We start from the raw sequence: 17,037 nt of genomic DNA, 5'->3' as shown, positions 1-17,037 counted from the left end.
CCCTGACGCCTCCGCGCGACGCCGGCTCACGGTCGGCTCACGGCTCGTTGCCGCCCGAGCCGCTCGCGCCGCCCGACCCTCTGGACCTACTCGTTCCGCTCGTACCGCTTGTTCCACTCGTTCCGCTCGACTGGCTTGACGCCCCAGGTGCGGTGCCGCCGGTACCGCTGCCACTACTGTCACTGCCTCTGGTGTCACTGCCACTGCTGTCACTGCCTCCGGCGGTGCCGTGCGCATCCGTGCCCGTACTGCGGCGGATGCCACTTCCGCTGGTCCCGGGACCGAACGAACCGCGCCCCGCATGCGGCGCGCCCTGGATCTTGACGAGCATCGCCTGCCGTCCGGCCGTCATACCGGGCGCCGGACGCCACTCGCCGCGGTCGAAACGCTCCGCCTCCTCCGGGTGCCGGGCGCGCCAGTACGGGTTGTCGGACGGAAGGCCGCCGCTGACCCGCCCGTACATGCCGAAGACCATCAGCATCAGGCCCACCACGAAGCTGAACAGGACGTTCTGGATCTTGAAGGCGAGGAAGTTCGCGTCGGTCTGCAACAGCGCCAGGTTCACGAAGCCGCTGAGGAGGAAGAGGATGCCGAAGGTGAGGTTGAGGTTCGAGGCGAAGTTCCCGCCGATCACCATGCCGATGAAGAGGATCGCACCGACGATGATCGAGAGCACGCTCAGGGCGCCGTTGGTCTGCAGCCCGGTCACCGTGTCGCCGCCGGTGTCGAAGAAGCCGATGTGGTGGGTCAGTCCGAGGACGCCGAATGCGACCAGTACCAGTCCCATCAGCCCGGCGCCGATGCGGTAGACCTTGCTCAGCCCGTGGTCCACGGGCAGATGCTCATCGAGCCGCGCGCGTCGCTTCGGCTTCGCCCGGTGGAACCGCCCCCCGGGCAGAGCCTGGCCAGGAGCCCCAGTAGCCATGTCCGGCCTCCTTTGCACAGAGGTGCCGACTGGGCCGTACTCAACTCAATCTCCAGGATCCGCCCACCCGCCACTTCACGCCATCGCTCGGGGAGGGCGCACCTCGGGTCGGCGCCGTGGAATATCCCTGGGGACGCCCCGCGGAATGGGGTGCGCTACGGGCCAGGCCGCGTACGGATCCGCGACGGGGCCGCGCAACGAACAGCTACGACCGCCCAGCCGCCCAGCCGCCCACCCGTCCCACCGCTTGGGTCCTGTGCCGGGTACGGCCCCTGCGCCGCGTACGGACCGACATCGCGCACGGACCGACATCGCGCACGGACCGACATCGCGCAACGAACAGATACGACCGCCGAACCGCCGAACCGCCGAACCCCCAGCCGCCCAACTGCCGATCATCCCGCTGCCCCGCTGCCGCCCAGCCGCCCAGCCGTCGATCAGCCGCCCGTCGCCGTTCCCGTTCCCGTCCCCGTACCGCCCCGGGCCTCACGAATCTCCTGCACCACCCGGGCGGCCGTCTCCCGTACCGCCTCGGTCTCCATCAGGAAGTGCCACCAGTCCGGATGCCGCCCTTCCAGGCCCGCGACCGCACGGTCGAGCCGCGCCACCGCGTCGTCCAGCGGCTGCGCGTGCCGCGGATCAGGGGTGCTGCGCCCCGCCATCGCCAGCCGCTGGGCGTCCCGGATCGCGAAACGCGTCCGGTCGACCTCCTTCTGCCGGTCGAACGAGACCGCGTCGAGCCGCTGCAGCCGGTCACCGGCCGCCGACACCGCTTCGTCGGTGGTGTCCAGCAACGCCCGTACGGTCGCCAGCCGGCTCGTGGCGTCCGCCCAGCGCTGCTCGTCCCGCGCCTGCTGCGCCTCCCGCAGCTTGACCTCGGCCTGCTCGACGGACTGCGCCGCCCGCTCCGGAACGTGCTGCAGGTCCTGCCAGCACGCCGCGCTGTAACGCCGGCGCAGCTCGCTGAGGATCGGCTCGACCTGCCCGGCCCGCGTCGTGATCGCCTGCGCCCGGGTCCGCAACGACACCAGCCGCTTGTCGATCTCCGCCGCTCGCGCCGGCAGCCGCTCGGCCTCGGCCCGTACCTCCCCGGCCTTGCGCTGTACGTCCTCCGCCCGCCGGATCGTCTCCTGGACGCCGTGCTGCCCGGCGCCCTGATTGAGCTTGGTCAGCTCCGGCCCGAGCGCGGCCAGCCGGGCCGCGAGCTCGTCCGCGCGCAGGCCCTGCGCACGCACCGTGTCCAGCGCATTGCTCGCCCCCAGCAGCGCCTGCCGGGCCCGCTCGACGGCCGGGGCGAGCTGCGCCAGCTGGGTCTCGGCGGACTGCAGCAGCGGCGTCAGCCCCTGCGCGAACCGGTCGAGCTCACCCTTGACCCGGTTCAGCTCGTCCTTGGCACGGGTCAGATCGGCCCGGGCCCGCGCCACCGCACCGCCGTCCAGATCGTCCCGGTCCAGATCATGGGAGTCGACCGCGGTGATGTACGCCTGGCTGACCTCGTCGATCCGCCGCCCGAAGTCCTCATAGTCCCGTGCGGCCTGGCGCGCCCGCGGCGAACTGTCGACCGCGGTGATCGTCTCTATGGTGATCCGCAGGTCCCGCTGCGCGGTGTCCAGCTCGTAGAACGCCGCGGCCGCGGCATCCTTCGCGGCCTGCGCGTCGGCCCGCTGGCTCTCCCCCCGCCCGAACCAGCGACGCGTACCGCCACCCGCGAACGACATCGTCGCCACCGCCGCCACCAGCGGCAACGGCAACAACACCAGCCCCACCAGGTCCCGGAGGGGGCCACCCCGCGCACGACGACGTTCTCGCTGCTCAAGCGGCTGCGTGTGTGTCGCCGTCACTTCCCTCTCCCCGATCGGATCGCCCCAAGACCGAATGTCATTCTCGCACCCACCGGAAACGAACACACCGGCCGGTAAGTTCGCACTTCGCCCACTGGATTGCAGACCAGCCCCGACGGCAAGGTAGTCTGTCGGCTCGGCCAGGGCGCATAGCTCAGCGGTAGAGCGCTGCTCTTACAAAGCAGATGTCACAGGTTCGAATCCTGTTGTGCCCACTCTTCACGGAAACGACAAAGGCCCAGGTCATCCGGTACGTACTCGGATTCCTGGGCCTTGCTCGTTTTCTGCTGCGGCTGCGGCTGCGGCTGCGGCTGCGGCTGCGGCTGCGGCTGCGGCTGCGGATGCGGGGCGGCCGGGATCGTGCCACTTATCGGGATCGTGCCGCTCACGTGCCGGCCGACCGCTCCGAGCCGCCCCGGTCCGGCTTCGACCGGTCGTCCACGCCGCCCATCCACGTGATCGGCAACGCTTGATCACGACCGTTGATCAGATGCTGGTAGATCAGCGCCGCCCGCACGGACGAGTGCCACATGCACGGACGAGTGCCCCATGCCAGGCAACAGCTCACGGGTGGTCGCGCCGCCGGTCGCGGCGAGTGTGTTGCCCGTGTCGTGCGTTGCTCCAGGTCGACGTCATGGCGCTGCAATGCCGCCAGTTCACCGAAGCGCAGCGCAGTCCGGTGAACGCGGCGAGGAGGACAGGGATGGGGGAGCCGCAGCGGTACAGCCGAGGTCCCGAGGCTGGCCGAAGGCAGTCAAGGCCGACGGGCAGGGACCACCGCGGAACCGCGCTGCCGCCCGTCACCGAAGTCGATCTGCGAGACTGGTAGAAGCACGCCGGCACCGCAGGGTTGAGAGCAGCGGTTGGCATCGGCGTCGCGGCTCATCGTGAACCGGGCCGGCCGGGACGAGGGACAGGCGCCGCCTATGAGCGCTGTTCCGGCAGGGACGAAAGGCAGTGCGTCAGTACGTCTTCGCTGGCCCCGCTGGCCCCCTTCTCCCCGGAGAGGAGGCGAGGCCCGGACCGCATTCGGCCCTGGTGTCCAAAGCGGCATGACGGCTCGATCTCACCTCATGCGGGAGGCATCCGATGCCATTCATTGACATCAAGGTGATCGCAGGAGTGTTCACGCCCGAAGAGAAGCAGAAGATGGTCGAAGACGTTTCCGAGGCGCTGATCGCCATCGAAGGCGAGGCACTGCGACCGGTGACGCATGTCGTGATCACCGAGACACCCAGCGGCGAATGGGCAGTCGGTGGTAAGCCCCTGACAGCCGAAGACGTTCAGGCCAAGAGGGCCGGCTAGCCCAGCCGGTACGTGTCTTCGAGCTCCTGCCGATCGCCAGGCAGCAGCACATCCGTGACCAAGAGGGCCCAGGGCCTGCCCTGATACAAGCGCCAGGAGTTCGGCTTCTTCCTTGTCCGGCAGGCGGGCTGAGACGCGCTCGGTGACATGGCCGAAGCGCAGGCGCTTACGGGACTCGACGTGCGGACGCAGCCCCTCACGCAGCCCCTCGGCCAGCGGTGCCGAGTCAGCGGACTCCGTGCCGTCGACCAGGTCGGCAGGGGAGGAGTACGAGGAAGCCAGCTATCGGCTCGCCTCGGTCCTCGACGAGCGGCTGGCGGGGGAGCACCTTGGATAAGCGCTCCGGGATCGACTACGAGCGCAACAAGCACGCGCCGCCCGCCGTCGGCGGGCGGCGCGTCGAGGCATTGGGCAGCCGCCACCATGGGTTGCACTCCAGGACCGGAGCCCACCCCCAAAGACGCTCGTGGGGGCCGCTCTCAGCGCGTGCGGACCTCGTCGTGGTAGAAGCCGTGGCTCTTGACGTCGGCGTTGATGCACGTGTTCCCGAAGGCCGGGTTCAGCAGAGCGAAGAAGTTGATGGAGTTCCCGCAGACGTTGATCGGGATGCTGATCGGCACCTGGACGTTGTTGCCGGAGACGACGCCCGGGGAGCCGACCGCGGCGCCGCCTGCATGGGCGTCGGCCGAGGCCACGCCGGCCATGCCTGTGACGGCCACCCCGGCGGCGACGGTCGCCACAAGTGCCTTCGCGATATGCGACATGCTCTCTGTCCTTTCACGTATGACTCAGATCACGCTCCCCACCCATGAGATACGGCCGGGGTTCTGATCAACGCGCGGCTGCCCGATCTATCACGCAATGCTCCACCGAACGGCTTAATGCGCGGGGTGCATGCGGCCCGCGGGCCGCGACTGGGCCGTGCAAGGCGGGCCGACGAAGACGAAGGACGCCCGAGGGTGCCCATTCCCTCACCGCTCTCACCCGGGCCGGGCCGGATGATCTGCGGCACTGGACGCACCATGCCTGCACCCGGAGAACTCAGCTCGGCGCGCTGACATCGATGGCTGACATCAGCGACTCCGGATGGCAGCAGCTTTGAGCGGACTGAGGAAGCACCATCCCGCCGTCGCAGCTCGGCTGAATGCGGGCGGTTGATCGAACCTGGTAGGTGCAGCACCGCTACAGGCTTGCTGACCTGGGACGCCCGGTCGGAGGCCTGCGCCAGGCTTGCAAGGCGGATGTGTGCGGTGCGGTGCGTGGCCGGCTGGGAGGCGTCGCGGTGGGGGCGTGGCCGGCGGTGGATCTGGTGGGGGGCTAGTAGCCCAGGGGGGAGTAGTCCAGGGTCGAGAGGAAGGTGTGGAGTTCCTGGTCGAAGAGGGGGGTGTTTTCCAGGTTCACCATGTGGGCGGCGCCTGGTATGCGGATTCTTCGGGCGCCTGGGACGGTCAGCGCTATCGCATGGGCGTTGGCGGTGATGTCTGTGCTGTCGAGGTCGCCGTCGAAGACGATGGTGGGGACCCGGATCTCGTGCAAGCGGTCGATGGCCCCGACCTCCAGGGGGATGCCGGCGCCCACGCCGTCGGCATGGACCAAGACATTGGCTTCGGCCGAGGCGCGCATGCGCTCGCGGAACCCCGGATGGACGGCGGAGGGGTGCCGGTGGGGGCCGTCCACCCACATCCGGAGGAAGTGTTCGACGTAGCGTTCCGCGCCGTCCGGTGCGCCGATCGCGGCCACCTGCTCCTTGATGTGCTCCAGGACGAAAGGATCGGTGAAGGCGCGGCCGCTGATCCCCGGGGAGGCGAGCGCGAGGGCCGCGACCCGGTCGGGGTGGGCTATCGCGGTGTCCAGTGCGACCCGTGAACCGTGGGAGAGACCGACGAGGACGGCGCGGGGGATGTTGAGGGCGTCGAGAAGGGTGACCAGGTCGTCGTGGTTGGCGTAGTCGCCGGTGACCGTGGACGACAGGCCGTGCCCCCGGGAGTCGTAGCGGATCGCGCGCAGGCCGGAGTTCACCAGCCAGCTGAACTGCTCGTCCCACATGTGCTGGTCGAGCATGCCGCCGTGCAGCAGCACCACGGCGGGACCCGAGCCGGCCGTCTCGTAGAACAGCTCGCCGTCCTCGATCGGCACGATCCCGTTGTCGATCTCGGACCAGTCGGTGATGGCCTGGGTCATTTCACGACCGTCCTTTGTGAGGGAGGGGCGGAGGGGGTGGGGGCTTTCTTGTGGGGCTGGTCAGGGGTGTTGAGGGGTGGGGGTGTCGCTGCCGCTGGGGGCGTCCGGGGTGTCCTTGATATCACCCGTTTTGCGCAAGACAGGTCCGTCGTGACGGTCTGAGGTGTTGTGGGTGCCGGAAGGCGTTGCGGGCGTGGGTGCGTCGGACGCCAGGTGGTGGAATTCCTCGCCGATTCGGTCGAGTACGTGCAGCGCGGTGCGTACGTCCGCGGCGGGTAGATCGGCCAGACGCTGCCGCAATTCCGTGGACTCGAAATCCTGGATGCCGCGTATCACCTCCGCGCCCTCCGTGGTGAGCTCGATCAGTGACGAGCGGCGGTGCGCGGGATTGGGGGCCGTGACGACCAGGCCCAACTCCGCGGCGTGATTCACCCAGCGCTGGACCGGCTGTCTGTCGAGGCCCATGGTGCGCGCCAACTGCGGCACCGTGCGCGGGCCTTCGGTGCGCAGTGCGTCCAGCAAGGCGTGTTCGCCGGCGGTCAGGCCCGTGCCCGCGAGCTCGCGCTCCACCGCGCGGACGACCGTGCGGTGCAGTGGCCACAGGCGGCGGATGACGCCGTACAGCAATTCTTCGGTGGGGGTCGCCCGTCCGGCGTCGTCGGCGTCGCGCCGACCCCTCTCAATGACACTCATGATGTCATGATGACATCGCTGATGTCGTTTGGGAAGGGATTTATAGAGGCTGGGATTGAGGGGCTGGAATCGGTGTGAAGTGGCTTGAGATGGAAGGGAGTTGCTTGGTGAAGGTGGGGTTGTTGAGGGTGGTGGGGGTGGCCACCGCTGTGTATGGAGTGGCGGTGTCGGCCATCCCTGATCTGTTGGCGCGGCCTTCGGGGCTGGTGGATGAGGAGGGACGGGTCGCGCGGGCGACCCGGATCTCCTTGCGTCCGCTGGCTTGGCGGGATGCCGCGAGCGGGCTGGCGCTGGTGTTGGCGCCCGAGGGACCGGCGCTGCGCACCGCCGCCTACGTCCGTATGGCGGCGGACTTCGGGGATGCGGTGCTGCTCGGCCTGACGCTGCCGGACCGTGACCGGAGGAGGAAGGCGGTGGCGGTGTCCGTGGGATGGGGCGCGTTGTCGGCGCTCGGCCTGGTGGGTGGGGGTAGGGGCGGGGGCGGGAGCGGGGGCGGGGGTGGGAGTGGAGCGAAGGGGAGCGGGTAGGGCGCCTCGGCTGCGGGCGTCGGTCGGGGGAGGGGGCGTCAGGTGGTCTGTGGGGGTGGGGCTTCGTCGGAGGTGAAGGTGATGACCAGGTCGGCGCGGTCGCGGGTGGTCGCCACGACGCGGGCGTTGGCCTCGTCCGAGGCGTGCACAAAGCGCTCGGCGTCGACGCGGGGGCGACCGAAGCGCTCGTGACGGTCGATCAGTCGCCGGATCCGCTCCTCGGCGTCCAGCTCCACGTACCAGACCTCGTCGAGCAGCTCGTGCACCCGCGACCAGGGGCCCGAGTCGAGGAGGAGGTAGTTGCCCTCGGTGACGATGAGGGGGATGTGTGGCGCTACGGGAATGCTGCCCGCGACCGGCTCCTCGATGCTGCGGTCGAAGGCGGGGGCGTAGACCGCGGTGCCCGGCTCGGGGAAGCGCAGACGGCTCAGTAGTGCCGCGTATCCGGCCGGATCGAACGTGTCGGGTGCGCCCTTGCGGTCCGTACGCCCGAGGCGGCGCAATTCCGCCTCGGCGAGGTGGAAGCCGTCCATCGGGACCAGGGCGGCCTGGCCGGCCAGCCCGGCGACCAGGTGGGCGGCAAGAGTGGACTTACCGGCACCGGGTGGGCCGGTGATGCCGAGTAGCCGGCGCTCGGTGGGGCGTGCGGAACCGGCGAGTCGACGGGCGCGGGCGAGGAGGTGCTGGAGGTCCATGGTGCGCCCATGGTGCCTGAGGGGAGGGTAGGGCGGGGAGGGGCGCCTCTCTGGGTGTGGCCGTCAGGTCAGGTCTGGTTTCGGGTCCGGCTTCCGGGTCGATATCAGGTTTGGTACTCCATGCCGTGTTTCGCGCCGATGGCGTTGAGGCGGTCGAGGTCGGGGTGGCCGTCCTTCATGGCGACCGGGCCGGCCTCGAACATGTCCTCCATGAACGCGTCCCAACCACCTGGCGACGAGATCTGTAGGCAGCGGGCGGGTGGCTGGGAGGCATTGCGGAGGGCGTGCGGTACGCCGTGCGGCAGCAGTACGCACATACCGGGGGTCAGGCGGTGGGTGGCCCCGTTGATGTCGACCTCCATCTCGCCCTCCAGTACGTGGACGAACTCATCGGCGTGGTGGTGGACGTGTAGCGGGATGTCCATCTGGAGCTGGTTCTCCAGGATGGCGAGGCGGCCCTCGGTGTCACTGGTACGGGCCTTGATGGCCAGGCTGGGCGGCAGGGGGACGCGTCCCGGCCGTCGTTCGCCGGGTTGGAGGACGAGGAAGCGGGCTGGGGTGGGGGTGGGCGAGGTGGAGGGTGAGGGTGCGGGTGAGGTTGTGGGTGATGTTGTGGGGGTGGGCGAGGTGGAGGAGGTGGGTGCGGGATCGGGTGTGGGGTGAGGCGTGGAGTGGGGCATGAGGTGCTGGGCCTTTCGCTCGCCGAAGGAAGCTGAACCGGAATCCGATTCCGTATTGCGAGCGTAGCAGTAGCATCGGCGTGTGGCACCCTCCTCGTCCTCCTCGTCCTCTTCGTCCCCCTCGCCCTCCCGCTCCCACTCCGGCTCGCCCCACTCCTCCGTGTCCGCTTCAGATTCAGACCCTTCCGGGGCTTCGGGCTCCTCTGCCTCCTCGGCCTCCTCGGCGCCTCAGCGCAGGCCGCGGGCCGATGCCGAACGCAACCGCGCGCGTGTCCTGGAAGCCGCGCGGGAGGTGTTCCGTGCGCGCGGTGAGGAGGCGCAGATGCCGGAGGTCGCCCGGGCGGCGGGGGTGGGCATCGGCACCGTCTACCGGCATTTCCCCAGCCGGGCCGCTCTGATCGCTGCCGTGGGCGAGCAACGGCAGGCGGAGATCGTGGAGTTCGGGCGTCGTCGCTGTCTGGCGAGTGCGACGGCGGTCGCGGGGTTGGTCGCCTTCGTCGAGCACATCGGGGAAGTGCTCGACGCGGAACGTGGGCTGTCCGCGTCCATCGAGGCGGCGTTCGGATCCACCGAGCCGACGGGGGAGGGGCGGGCGCAGGCCGAGGCGGTCGCCGGCCAGTTGCTCGCCCGGGGGAAGGAAGAGGGCACGGTGCGCGCGGACGCCGAGGTCGGTGATGTGGTGATGATCGTGTGCGGGTTGGCGGCGGTGATCCGTAACGATGCGGGGGATTGGCGCCGTTACGTACGTAATGCGTGTGCGGGGTTGCGGCAGCCGTAGGGGAGCGGCACGGGCGGTGACGAGCGTTCCGGAAGGTTTGACCAGCGTGCCGGCCCTGCTCCGGAACGCTAGGTGCTAAGGCCTGTCTGCGGGCGTCGGGTGGTGGGCGAGGCCCAGGCGCCACAAGGAGGTCACTTCGGCCATGCGGGCCACGTGGAGCGGGTCCGAGGTGTCGCGGGCGCGGGGGTGCCGTGGGGCGATGTCGAGGCGGCCGAGGACCGTGAGGCCCGCTTCTGCGATGGTGTCGAGGAGTTCGGTCCGCGGGCGTAGGCCGAGGTGTTCCGCGAGGTCGGAGAGGATCAGCCAGCCCTCGCCGGTCTCCGTGAGATGGTCCGCGAGGCCGTGGAGGAAGCCGTGCAGCATCTGGTTGCCGGGGTCGTAGACCGCGCGCTCCACGGGAGAGGTCGGTTTCGCGGGCACCCATGGGGGGTTGCAGACGATCAGTGGTGCGCGGCCGGACGGGAACAGGTCGGCCTCGACCACCTCCACCCGGTCGGCCACGCCGAGCCGTTCGGTGTTCTCGCGGGCGCAGGCCAGCGCGCGGGGGTCCTGGTCCGTGGCCACGATCCGGTGTACGCCGCGCCGGGCGAGGACCGAGGCCAGCACGCCGGTGCCGGTACCGATGTCGAACGCCAGCTCCTGGGAGGGCAGGGGGGCCTCGGCGACCAGGTCGACGTACTCGCCGCGGGCGGGGGAGAAAACACCGTAGTGGGGGTGGATCCGGTCGCCGCCGAGCGCGGGGATCTCCACGCCCTTCCTGCGCCATTCGTTGGCACCGATCAGGGCGAGGAGTTCGCGGAGGGAGACGAGGGAAGCGGTGGGGGGAGTGTCTGCGTCCTGTGGTGGGACTTCGGCGGCGCCGGCGGCCTCGTCCGGGGCGGCCTCATCCGGGGCGGTCTCGCCCGGCGCAGCCTCAACCGGGGCGGGCTTGTGCGAGGTGGGTGGCTCGTGCGAGGTGGGCTCGTGCGGCGTCGGTTCATGCGTGGGGGCCCCGTAGGCCCTGGTGCAGGCCTCGCGGACGTCGGGGGCGCGGTGCAGCGGGACGGCGTACGACGCGTCGAGGGGGACCAGCAGCATGCCCAGGATGCGGGCGCGGTGGTTCTGCGCGGCGCGGTGCACATGGAACGCCTGGGTGGCATCGGCGGGCAGCGCTTTCCGCGGGCGGCGGTCGATGCGGCGGGCCATCGCCGTCAGCAGTTGGCGGGCGTTGTGGAAGTCGCCGCGCCACAGCAGGGCGGTGCCCTCACAGGCGAGCTTGTAGGCGTCATTGGCCCGCGTCCGATCGTCGGCGATGACGATACGGCGGGGTGGCGGAGAGCCGTTCTCGGAGCGCCAACGGGCGGAACGGGGCTGATCGGCCTCGGTCCAATGGACGACCGGCGGTTGGTTCACCGAAATGTGCCTCGCGTGTGTGGTTCGGACCCGGCCCGTGGGGCGCCGGCGAGCGGCGCCCGCGCCGCCCACGGAGGGCGGTCGTGGTGGCGTGGCCGCATGCGCGGCTCTGCGAGGGGCGGGCTGTGACGCTCGACTCTACTCCGTCATGGGTGCCCCTCTCTTCCGTACTCTCCCGTATGCGTCGCCCTCTTCCGTACGCGGGCTCTTTCGCATGCGCTCTGTTCCGTATGGGCTCCGTTCTCTATAGGTGCCGCCTTGGTCAGTCGATGCCGAAGGGGGCGGCGTACCGGACCGTGCCGCGCGGGGGTATGGAGCCGTCGAGGGAGAGTGCCAGGAAGGCCTCGTCCGGCCACGGCTGCGGGGGAAGGATCCCGAACCGGCTGGTGGCCGGGGCGAAGCCGAAGCGTGGGTAATACGGCGGGTGGCCGAGCACGACGGCGGTGCGCTCGCCGGCCGCACGCGCCGCATCGAGGAGCGCCCGGATCACGGCGCTGCCCGCTCCGGTCTTCTGGTGGGCCGGGAGCACCGCGCAGGGGGCGAGCGCGACGGCGGGCACGTCGTCGACATGGCAGCGGGTCAGCAGGGCGTGGGCGGCCGGGGTGCCGTCCGGTGCGTCGGCGACGTACGAGAGTCCGGGGAGCCAGGCCGACCGGTCACGGCGCAGGGCATTGACGAGATCCGCCTCTTCGGCCGTCTCGAAGGCCGCGAGGTTGATCCGGCGGACGGCCGCTATGTCCTCGGCGGTTTCCGGGCGCGCCTGCCAGGTGGACCGGGCGGCGGAGGGGGCCGCTGCGGGGGACGGATCGGGTGCCTCGTCGGTGCTGCTGGTCATGCCCTTCATCGTCGCAGCAGGGTCTGACAACGTGCCATGAGTTTCCGCCTGCACGGGCGGAGAGACGAGCCTCGACCCGGCGCCCCCGGCCTGCTCCTGCCCTCCGTCCAGTGGGCAGTTGCCGTGCCTCCGTCTCAGTTGGCGGTGTGCCGTTCCGGGCGGCGTATCAGGTAGGCGGCGGCCGATCCGGCGGCGAGCAGGGCGACGACCGAGAGTGCGGTGCTCACCCAGGACGTGCCGAGCCAGTGGCCGCCGAAGTAGCCGAGGCTCACGCTGTACGCCGCCCAGGCCAGGCCGGCCAGGGCGGACCAGGGTAGGAACTCGCGGACCGTACGGTGCGCGACGCCGGCGCCGAGGCTGACCACGGACCGCCCGGCCGGGGCGAAGCGGGCCAGGACGACGAGGCCGCCGCCGCCGCGGGTCAGCGCGGCGCCGAGGCGTTCCTGGGCGGCGGTGAGGCGCCGGGAGCGGCCGATGGCCCGGTCGAAGCGGTCGCCGCCGCGCCAGGCGAGCCGGTAGGCGACCATGTCGCCCATGACCGACGCGGTGGCGGCGCAGACCACCAGGGAGAGGATCTCGGCGAGGTGGGTGCCACCGTGGACGGACGAGGCCATCTTGACCGCGTTGCCGGTGACCGCGTTGCCGGTGGTGGCGGTCGCGGCCGTGCTGCCGGCGGCCGTGGTGGCCGCGGCGATCACCAGGACGCCACTGGGCAGGATCGGGACGAACACATCGAGAAGGATCGAAAGACTGACGATCACGTACAACCAAGGGGTGCCGCTGAGGGACCCCAGGCTTTCCAACAACGTCCTTCTCCCGGTCCGAACCCCGCCGCGACGTCGCTCGTGCGACAGCGGCGGCTTTACGGCTATACAGCGTACGCCTGGCCGTTTCGGCCGGCCCGTCCGCCCCCGCCGGAGGGCGCGAAGACGCCACGGCCCGTACGGCGGAGTGCCGTACGGGCCGTGAAGCAGGGGCAGTTGCCCAGTGGTGCGTCAGGCGGCGGAGGGCTCCCCCTGGGCGGCCGAGGCCGGCTCCTGGGTGCGGTCGCCGAAGAAGACGCGGTCGAGCGCCCAGGTGCCGGGGCCGGTGAAGAAGATCAGCAGGAACGCCCAGCAGAACATCGCCGACGCCTCACCGCCGTTCTGTATCGGCCACAGCGCGCTGCCCTGGTGGACGGAGAAGTACGCGTACGCCATCGAACCGGAGCTGATCAGCGCCGCGGCGCGGGTGCCCAGGCCGAGCAGGACGAGGAGGCCGCCGGCCAGCTGGATCACCGCGGCGTACCAGCCGGGCCAGGCGCCGGTGGGCACGGTGCCGCCCTGGCCCATCGCGCCGCCCAGGACGCCGAAGAGCGAGGAGGCGCCGTGGCAGGCGAAGAGCAGACCGACGACGACGCGGAAGAGTGCGAGCACGTGCGGCGTCGATCTCTGGGTGAACGAGTTCAGCGGTGCGGACATAGAGGGTGCTCCTACGGTTTCTGGGGACGATGGAACCGTGGAGCATAGGTTAGGGGTACCTAACCAGTACTTGCAAGTTCAACCTTTGGTCAAACGTGAGCTTTGGTCCGAACCAGCCACCTCCGGGGTGGTCAATGCGGCCCGCAGCGCCGCCCGGGCCACCGCGTCCGTATCGGCGAGCGTCACCGACCCCACCCCGGGGCGCGCCCCCGCCGCCGTCACCCAGTGCACGCCCTCCGTCGGCACCCCGACCGCGAACCGCCGCGGATGGGACCGCCCGTCCGCCTCGACGAGGTGGTACGGGCTCGGCGTCACGTCCAGGCCGCCGGTCTCGTAGCCGTCCACGGTGTGCGGCCGGCAGCCACCGTCGGCCAGCAGTCCGGCCAGCAGCGCGTCCCCGGTCCGCCGCAGGTCGGGCTCCGGAAGCCGGGCCTCGATCAGCGCCGTCGCCGTCACCTCCGACCCCGGTACGTCCGGCGAGACGGCCGTGAAACCGGGCCCGCGCCCGTCGGCGGCGCCCGTCCGGACCGCCATCCTGGGACCGACCACCTCCAGTACGCCCGCCTCGATGAGCGCCACCATCTCCGCTATCCGGCGGCGCGGCGGCCCGATGGAGAGGAAGGCGTTGAGCGGGGTGTACCAGCGGTCCAGGTGATCGCGCCGGGACGCACCGGCCAGTCCGCCGTGGTCGACGATCTGCCGCAGCTCGTTGCGCAGATCGCGCAAGACGTCCAGGGCCGCCTTGACCGGGCCGGACACGTTGTTCTGCCGGGCGTGCGCGATGTCCTCCCGCAGATGGTCCAGCAGCCACTCCCGGAAGGCGGCGCGGTCGGCGAAACCGTGCTCCGTGTGCGGCCGGGAGATCCGGTGCCAGTCCCAGCGGTCGGCAGGTGCGATGTCGAACGCGTCCAATACGGCGGCCTCTTCGGCACTACGGTGCGCGGTCGCCAGGAAGCGCTCACGGAAGCAGCGGGACGTACCGGCTCGCTCGCCAACGGCCTTGCCCTCGTCCCGGTTCTCGCTCCCGCCCTCGCCCTGGTCCTGGTGCTGGTCCAGGTGGTCCTCGCCAACGGCCTTGCCCTCGTCCTCGCCCTGGTCCCCGTCAACTGCGTCGCCCTCGTTGTCGGCGGCGAACCGCGTGGCCTGGGGGGCCCGGGCCGGCGTCGCTCGCCGGGCCAGCAGCGCCTCGTAGTAGACGGTTTCCACCTCCTTCGCCACCAGGGGCCAGACCTCCGTCAGGAAGTCGGGAAGATCGTCGGAGTCGGCGCGCTTACGGAAGGCGGCGATCACATCCGGCGTCAGCAGCAGCGGCAGATGGCGGCCGTGCGCGCCCTTCGCGTTGTCACCGCGCGCGTGGTACGGAATGCCGCGCCGGGACCCGGCGTACAGTCGCGGCTCGCGTCCGGACGGCAGATACCTCAGCGCGCCGTCCGTGCCGGGGACGAACCGCCCGCCGCGGGCCGTCGTCAGCAGCGCCATGTGGTCGAAGAAGTTGAGGCCGAGACCGCGCAGGATCACCGGCCGGCCGGGGGCCAGCGCCTCCAGGTCGGCGGAGAGATCGGCAGGATTGGCGGGCGGCAGATAGCGCAGACCGTGTCCGGCGGCGTACGCGGCCAGCCGCTGCTCCTCCGGCCCGGGGCGGGTGGGGAGATGGCCCTGGGCGAGGATCACGGCGCCCAGTCCGTGCAGGGTCCGGCCGTCGTCCAGGGTGAGCGACTGCGATCCGTCGGGGGCCTCGGCCAGCCGTACCGCGCGGGCCCGGTGGACGTCGACGGTCACCTCGTCCGGGGCGGTCCGCACCGTATGCCGGAAGACCCACTCCAGATAGCGCCCGTACAGCGCGCGCCCCGGATAGTCGTCCGGTCCGACCTCGCACCCCGCCCAGGCATACAGGCTCGGACCGGTACGTATCGGGCCGGCGCATGCCACGCTGTCGTCGGTGAACAGGGTGACCTGTGACGCGACGGTGTTCATCAGGAGCTCGGACGACTGGGCGGTGCGCCATACCTGGCCGGCACCGGGCGGGGCGGGGTCGATGACGTGGACGGTCAGCCGGGCGCCCGGGGCCAGTTCGGCGGCCGAGGCGCAGATCCGCTCCAACACGCTCGTCCCGCGCGGCCCCGCGCCGACGATGGCGAGCGCGGCGACGGGGCGGGGGCGGCGGTCGGCGATGTGGTCGGCGGCCAAGAGGGGCTCTCCCTGGGGCGGCGGACGGCCGGCGCGCGGGCGCGGCCGCCCGAGAGTGCGGGCGACGAGGTGCGCCCCATCATCACCGGCCGGTGCGCCGCTGCGGCACCCGGGTGCGCGAAGAATCACATGGATCCTTGGGGTGGGGGTGGGGGTGGGAGTGGGGATGGGGGTGGAGTGGTGGTGGGGGGCCGAGGGCTGGGGCCGGGTGCGGGTGTCACTGAAAACGCCCGTCGACCGGGGGTGTCCGGTCGACGGGCGTCGGGGCGTCGGGGCGCGGGAGCGGAGGGGCCGCGGGGGAGGCGGGGCGCCGAGGGCGGCCCGCCAGTTGCCCTCCTCAGCGGGCCTTGGTGGCTCTCCAGTGCGCCTCAGCGGCTCTCAGGGGGCCTCCCCAGGCCCCAGCGGTCCCCCATGACCCCAAGTTCGCCGTTGAGGCCGCAGGGGGGCCTCAACAGTCGCCAGCGGTCGTCAACGGCCGTCAGCGGTCGTCAAGGGCCGTCAGCGGTCGGTCAGTAGTCAGCAGCCGTTCAGGATCTTCTTCAGGGCGGCCTTCTCCGCGGAGTCCGCGGTCATCCCGTACTCGTGCTTCACCCACACCCACATCCGGGCGTACTGGCAGCGGTACGACGCCTTCGGCGGCAGCCACTTCGCCGGGTCCTTGTCGCCCTTCTCCTGGTTGACGTTGTCGGTGACGGCGATCAGCTGGGAGTGCGTCAGGTCGTTGGCGAGTGCCTGGCGGCGGGCGGTGGTCCACTGCGCGGCGCCCGACTTCCAGGCCTCCGACAGCGGGACCACGTGGTCGATGTCGAGGTCGGAGGCCCGGGTCCAGGTCGCGCCGTCGTAGGGCGAGACCCAGGTGCCGCGCACGGCCGCACAGCCGCCGTCCTGCTGCACGTTCTTGCCGTCGCGCTTGAGCACCACCTCACGGGTGTTGCAGTTGCTCCCCTGGTCGATCCAGTGCGGGAACTTGGCGCGGCTGTAGCCGTCCTGCGGTCCCTCGGGCTTCTCCTTGATCTGGGTGAGGTACGTACGGGCGGTGGCCGCGCTCGGCGGGCTGGGCGGCGCGGCCTGGGCGGACTGTCCGCTCAGCACCAGCGTGCCGAACAGTGCCGCGGCCGAACCCGCGGCGATGGAAACGCGACGCGCGTAGACCTTCGACCTGGTCTTGGCCATCGGAACTCCCTTGAGGTGGGGGGTAGTTGACTGCGGTGCCGGCCCATGGTGGTGATGTGGGGTTGCCGTGGGGTGGGCACCAGGTAACAGAGTGACGACATGCTCACGACAGATCAAGAGCTGACGGACAGCCATAAGTGCGTGAGAGCCCTCCGGTTGTCCGCATGACGGCACTCCGCTTGGCGTGCACGGCGGTACTGCGGTGGGTGTGCGGGGCGACACTTTGGTGGGTGTGCGGTGGCGCTGCGTTGGTGTGTGTGGTGGTGCTCTGGTCGGTGTGGGTGGCGGCACTCCGGCCGGCGTTGTGACGGCACTCCGTTTGGTGTGCGGTGGCCTTCTGGTCGGTATGAGTGGCGGCACTCCGG

Annotated in this window: 18 protein-coding genes and 1 tRNA gene; 4 read left to right on the top strand and 15 right to left on the bottom strand. The window is 70.9% G+C overall.

Translation table 11 applies throughout. The features are described from left to right. Window positions 1-37: 37 nt before the first annotated feature. Together ACFV1J_RS08625 and ACFV1J_RS08620 are read right to left on the bottom strand one after the other, a co-directional pair. On the bottom strand, window positions 38-925 hold the full coding sequence (locus ACFV1J_RS08625) for a DUF4383 domain-containing protein (RefSeq protein WP_385856543.1): 888 nt from the start codon (window positions 923-925) through the stop codon (window positions 38-40). A gap of 437 nt (window positions 926-1,362) precedes the next feature. Further along, window positions 1,363-2,766: a hypothetical protein gene (locus ACFV1J_RS08620; protein ID WP_385856542.1), complete on the bottom strand. Its 1,404-nt coding sequence runs from the start codon at window positions 2,764-2,766 to the stop codon at window positions 1,363-1,365. 143 nt (window positions 2,767-2,909) lie between these two features. Between ACFV1J_RS08620 and ACFV1J_RS08615 the strand changes: the two genes are divergently transcribed. Continuing rightward, window positions 2,910-2,981 (top strand) — tRNA-Val (locus ACFV1J_RS08615). On the opposite strand, the gene ACFV1J_RS08610 is transcribed toward ACFV1J_RS08615, so the two are convergent. Together ACFV1J_RS08610 and ACFV1J_RS08605 are read right to left on the bottom strand one after the other, a co-directional pair. Further along, the gene (locus ACFV1J_RS08610; RefSeq protein WP_385856541.1) at window positions 2,955-3,155 is read right to left on the bottom strand and encodes a hypothetical protein; all 201 of its coding nucleotides are present in this window, start codon (window positions 3,153-3,155) and stop codon (window positions 2,955-2,957) included. The genes ACFV1J_RS08615 and ACFV1J_RS08610 overlap by 27 nt on opposite strands. After that, window positions 3,152-3,298 carry a hypothetical protein gene (locus ACFV1J_RS08605; RefSeq protein ID WP_385856540.1) on the bottom strand — a complete coding sequence of 49 codons (147 nt, stop codon included), beginning with the start codon at window positions 3,296-3,298 and terminating at the stop codon, window positions 3,152-3,154. The genes ACFV1J_RS08610 and ACFV1J_RS08605 overlap by 4 nt, the downstream gene beginning before the upstream one ends. Window positions 3,299-3,855: 557 nt before the next feature. Here ACFV1J_RS08605 and ACFV1J_RS08600 point away from each other — a divergent pair. Then, entirely contained in the window at window positions 3,856-4,071 is a 216-nt protein-coding gene (locus ACFV1J_RS08600) for a 4-oxalocrotonate tautomerase family protein (RefSeq protein WP_385856539.1), read from the top strand. 479 nt (window positions 4,072-4,550) lie between these two features. Here the strand turns inward: ACFV1J_RS08600 and ACFV1J_RS08595 are convergent, their stop codons facing one another. The 3 genes from ACFV1J_RS08595 to ACFV1J_RS08585 form a co-directional block, all read right to left on the bottom strand. Then, window positions 4,551-4,835: a chaplin gene (locus ACFV1J_RS08595; RefSeq protein WP_385856538.1), complete on the bottom strand. Its 285-nt coding sequence runs from the start codon at window positions 4,833-4,835 to the stop codon at window positions 4,551-4,553. A gap of 553 nt (window positions 4,836-5,388) precedes the next feature. Then, window positions 5,389-6,252 (bottom strand): alpha/beta fold hydrolase, encoded by an 864-nt coding sequence (locus ACFV1J_RS08590; protein ID WP_385856536.1) that lies wholly within the window; start codon window positions 6,250-6,252, stop codon window positions 5,389-5,391. A gap of 60 nt (window positions 6,253-6,312) precedes the next feature. Further along, window positions 6,313-6,945: a MarR family winged helix-turn-helix transcriptional regulator gene (locus ACFV1J_RS08585; protein WP_385856535.1), complete on the bottom strand. Its 633-nt coding sequence runs from the start codon at window positions 6,943-6,945 to the stop codon at window positions 6,313-6,315. An 89-nt stretch (window positions 6,946-7,034) separates the two neighbouring features. Here ACFV1J_RS08585 and ACFV1J_RS08580 point away from each other — a divergent pair, with 89 nt between their 5' ends. Beyond that, window positions 7,035-7,472, top strand: coding sequence for a hypothetical protein (locus tag ACFV1J_RS08580; protein ID WP_385856732.1), 438 nt, complete (start codon window positions 7,035-7,037; stop codon window positions 7,470-7,472). A gap of 38 nt (window positions 7,473-7,510) precedes the next feature. Here ACFV1J_RS08580 and ACFV1J_RS08575 read toward each other — a convergent pair whose 3' ends face one another. Both ACFV1J_RS08575 and ACFV1J_RS08570 read right to left on the bottom strand, forming a co-directional pair. Then, window positions 7,511-8,167, bottom strand: coding sequence for a nucleoside/nucleotide kinase family protein (locus ACFV1J_RS08575; protein ID WP_385856534.1), 657 nt, complete (start codon window positions 8,165-8,167; stop codon window positions 7,511-7,513). Between the two features lie 104 nt (window positions 8,168-8,271). Next, entirely contained in the window at window positions 8,272-8,847 is a 576-nt protein-coding gene (locus ACFV1J_RS08570; protein ID WP_385856533.1) for a cupin domain-containing protein, read from the bottom strand. A 274-nt stretch (window positions 8,848-9,121) separates the two neighbouring features. Here ACFV1J_RS08570 and ACFV1J_RS08565 point away from each other — a divergent pair, with 274 nt between their 5' ends. Further along, window positions 9,122-9,625, top strand: coding sequence for a TetR/AcrR family transcriptional regulator (locus ACFV1J_RS08565; RefSeq protein ID WP_385856731.1), 504 nt, complete (start codon window positions 9,122-9,124; stop codon window positions 9,623-9,625). A 75-nt stretch (window positions 9,626-9,700) separates the two neighbouring features. Here the strand turns inward: ACFV1J_RS08565 and ACFV1J_RS08560 are convergent, their stop codons facing one another. The 6 genes from ACFV1J_RS08560 to ACFV1J_RS08535 form a co-directional block, all read right to left on the bottom strand. Further along, window positions 9,701-11,017: a methyltransferase gene (locus tag ACFV1J_RS08560; RefSeq protein WP_385856532.1), complete on the bottom strand. Its 1,317-nt coding sequence runs from the start codon at window positions 11,015-11,017 to the stop codon at window positions 9,701-9,703. A 262-nt stretch (window positions 11,018-11,279) separates the two neighbouring features. Next, window positions 11,280-11,852 (bottom strand): GNAT family N-acetyltransferase, encoded by a 573-nt coding sequence (locus ACFV1J_RS08555; protein WP_385856531.1) that lies wholly within the window; start codon window positions 11,850-11,852, stop codon window positions 11,280-11,282. Between the two features lie 134 nt (window positions 11,853-11,986). Next, a complete protein-coding gene (locus tag ACFV1J_RS08550) occupies window positions 11,987-12,658 on the bottom strand; it encodes a DedA family protein (protein ID WP_385856530.1) in 672 nt (223 codons plus the stop codon). Between the two features lie 189 nt (window positions 12,659-12,847). Continuing rightward, window positions 12,848-13,312: a DoxX family protein gene (locus ACFV1J_RS08545; protein WP_385856528.1), complete on the bottom strand. Its 465-nt coding sequence runs from the start codon at window positions 13,310-13,312 to the stop codon at window positions 12,848-12,850. Between the two features lie 78 nt (window positions 13,313-13,390). Continuing rightward, a complete protein-coding gene (locus ACFV1J_RS08540) occupies window positions 13,391-15,499 on the bottom strand; it encodes an FAD/NAD(P)-binding protein (protein WP_385856527.1) in 2,109 nt (702 codons plus the stop codon). 516 nt (window positions 15,500-16,015) lie between these two features. Continuing rightward, on the bottom strand, window positions 16,016-16,672 hold the full coding sequence (locus ACFV1J_RS08535; protein ID WP_385856526.1) for an HNH endonuclease family protein: 657 nt from the start codon (window positions 16,670-16,672) through the stop codon (window positions 16,016-16,018). Between the last annotated feature and the right edge of the window lie 365 nt (window positions 16,673-17,037).

The organism is Streptomyces sp. NPDC059649 (assembly GCF_042734445.1).
Lineage (GTDB): Bacteria > Actinomycetota > Actinomycetes > Streptomycetales > Streptomycetaceae > Streptomyces.
The sequence above is the reverse complement of the archived record's forward strand: the minus strand, read 5'-3'. Positions and strand labels throughout refer to the sequence as shown.

What these genes read in the sequence shown, in the direction of transcription:
- ACFV1J_RS08535 (WP_385856526.1), bottom strand. Translation starts at nt 16,672, where the DNA reads ATGGCCAAGACCAGGTCGAAGGTCTACGCGCGTCGCGTTTCCATCGCC.
- ACFV1J_RS08605 (WP_385856540.1), bottom strand. Translation starts at nt 3,298, where the DNA reads ATGTGGCACTCGTCCGTGCGGGCGGCGCTGATCTACCAGCATCTGATC.
- ACFV1J_RS08555 (WP_385856531.1), bottom strand. Translation starts at nt 11,852, where the DNA reads ATGACCAGCAGCACCGACGAGGCACCCGATCCGTCCCCCGCAGCGGCC.
- ACFV1J_RS08595 (WP_385856538.1), bottom strand. Translation starts at nt 4,835, where the DNA reads ATGTCGCATATCGCGAAGGCACTTGTGGCGACCGTCGCCGCCGGGGTG.
- ACFV1J_RS08600 (WP_385856539.1), top strand. Translation starts at nt 3,856, where the DNA reads ATGCCATTCATTGACATCAAGGTGATCGCAGGAGTGTTCACGCCCGAA.
- ACFV1J_RS08570 (WP_385856533.1), bottom strand. Translation starts at nt 8,847, where the DNA reads ATGCCCCACTCCACGCCTCACCCCACACCCGATCCCGCACCCACCTCC.
- ACFV1J_RS08575 (WP_385856534.1), bottom strand. Translation starts at nt 8,167, where the DNA reads ATGGACCTCCAGCACCTCCTCGCCCGCGCCCGTCGACTCGCCGGTTCC.
- ACFV1J_RS08585 (WP_385856535.1), bottom strand. Translation starts at nt 6,945, where the DNA reads ATGAGTGTCATTGAGAGGGGTCGGCGCGACGCCGACGACGCCGGACGG.
- ACFV1J_RS08545 (WP_385856528.1), bottom strand. Translation starts at nt 13,312, where the DNA reads ATGTCCGCACCGCTGAACTCGTTCACCCAGAGATCGACGCCGCACGTG.
- ACFV1J_RS08625 (WP_385856543.1), bottom strand. Translation starts at nt 925, where the DNA reads ATGGCTACTGGGGCTCCTGGCCAGGCTCTGCCCGGGGGGCGGTTCCAC.
- ACFV1J_RS08580 (WP_385856732.1), top strand. Translation starts at nt 7,035, where the DNA reads ATGGAAGGGAGTTGCTTGGTGAAGGTGGGGTTGTTGAGGGTGGTGGGG.
- ACFV1J_RS08590 (WP_385856536.1), bottom strand. Translation starts at nt 6,252, where the DNA reads ATGACCCAGGCCATCACCGACTGGTCCGAGATCGACAACGGGATCGTG.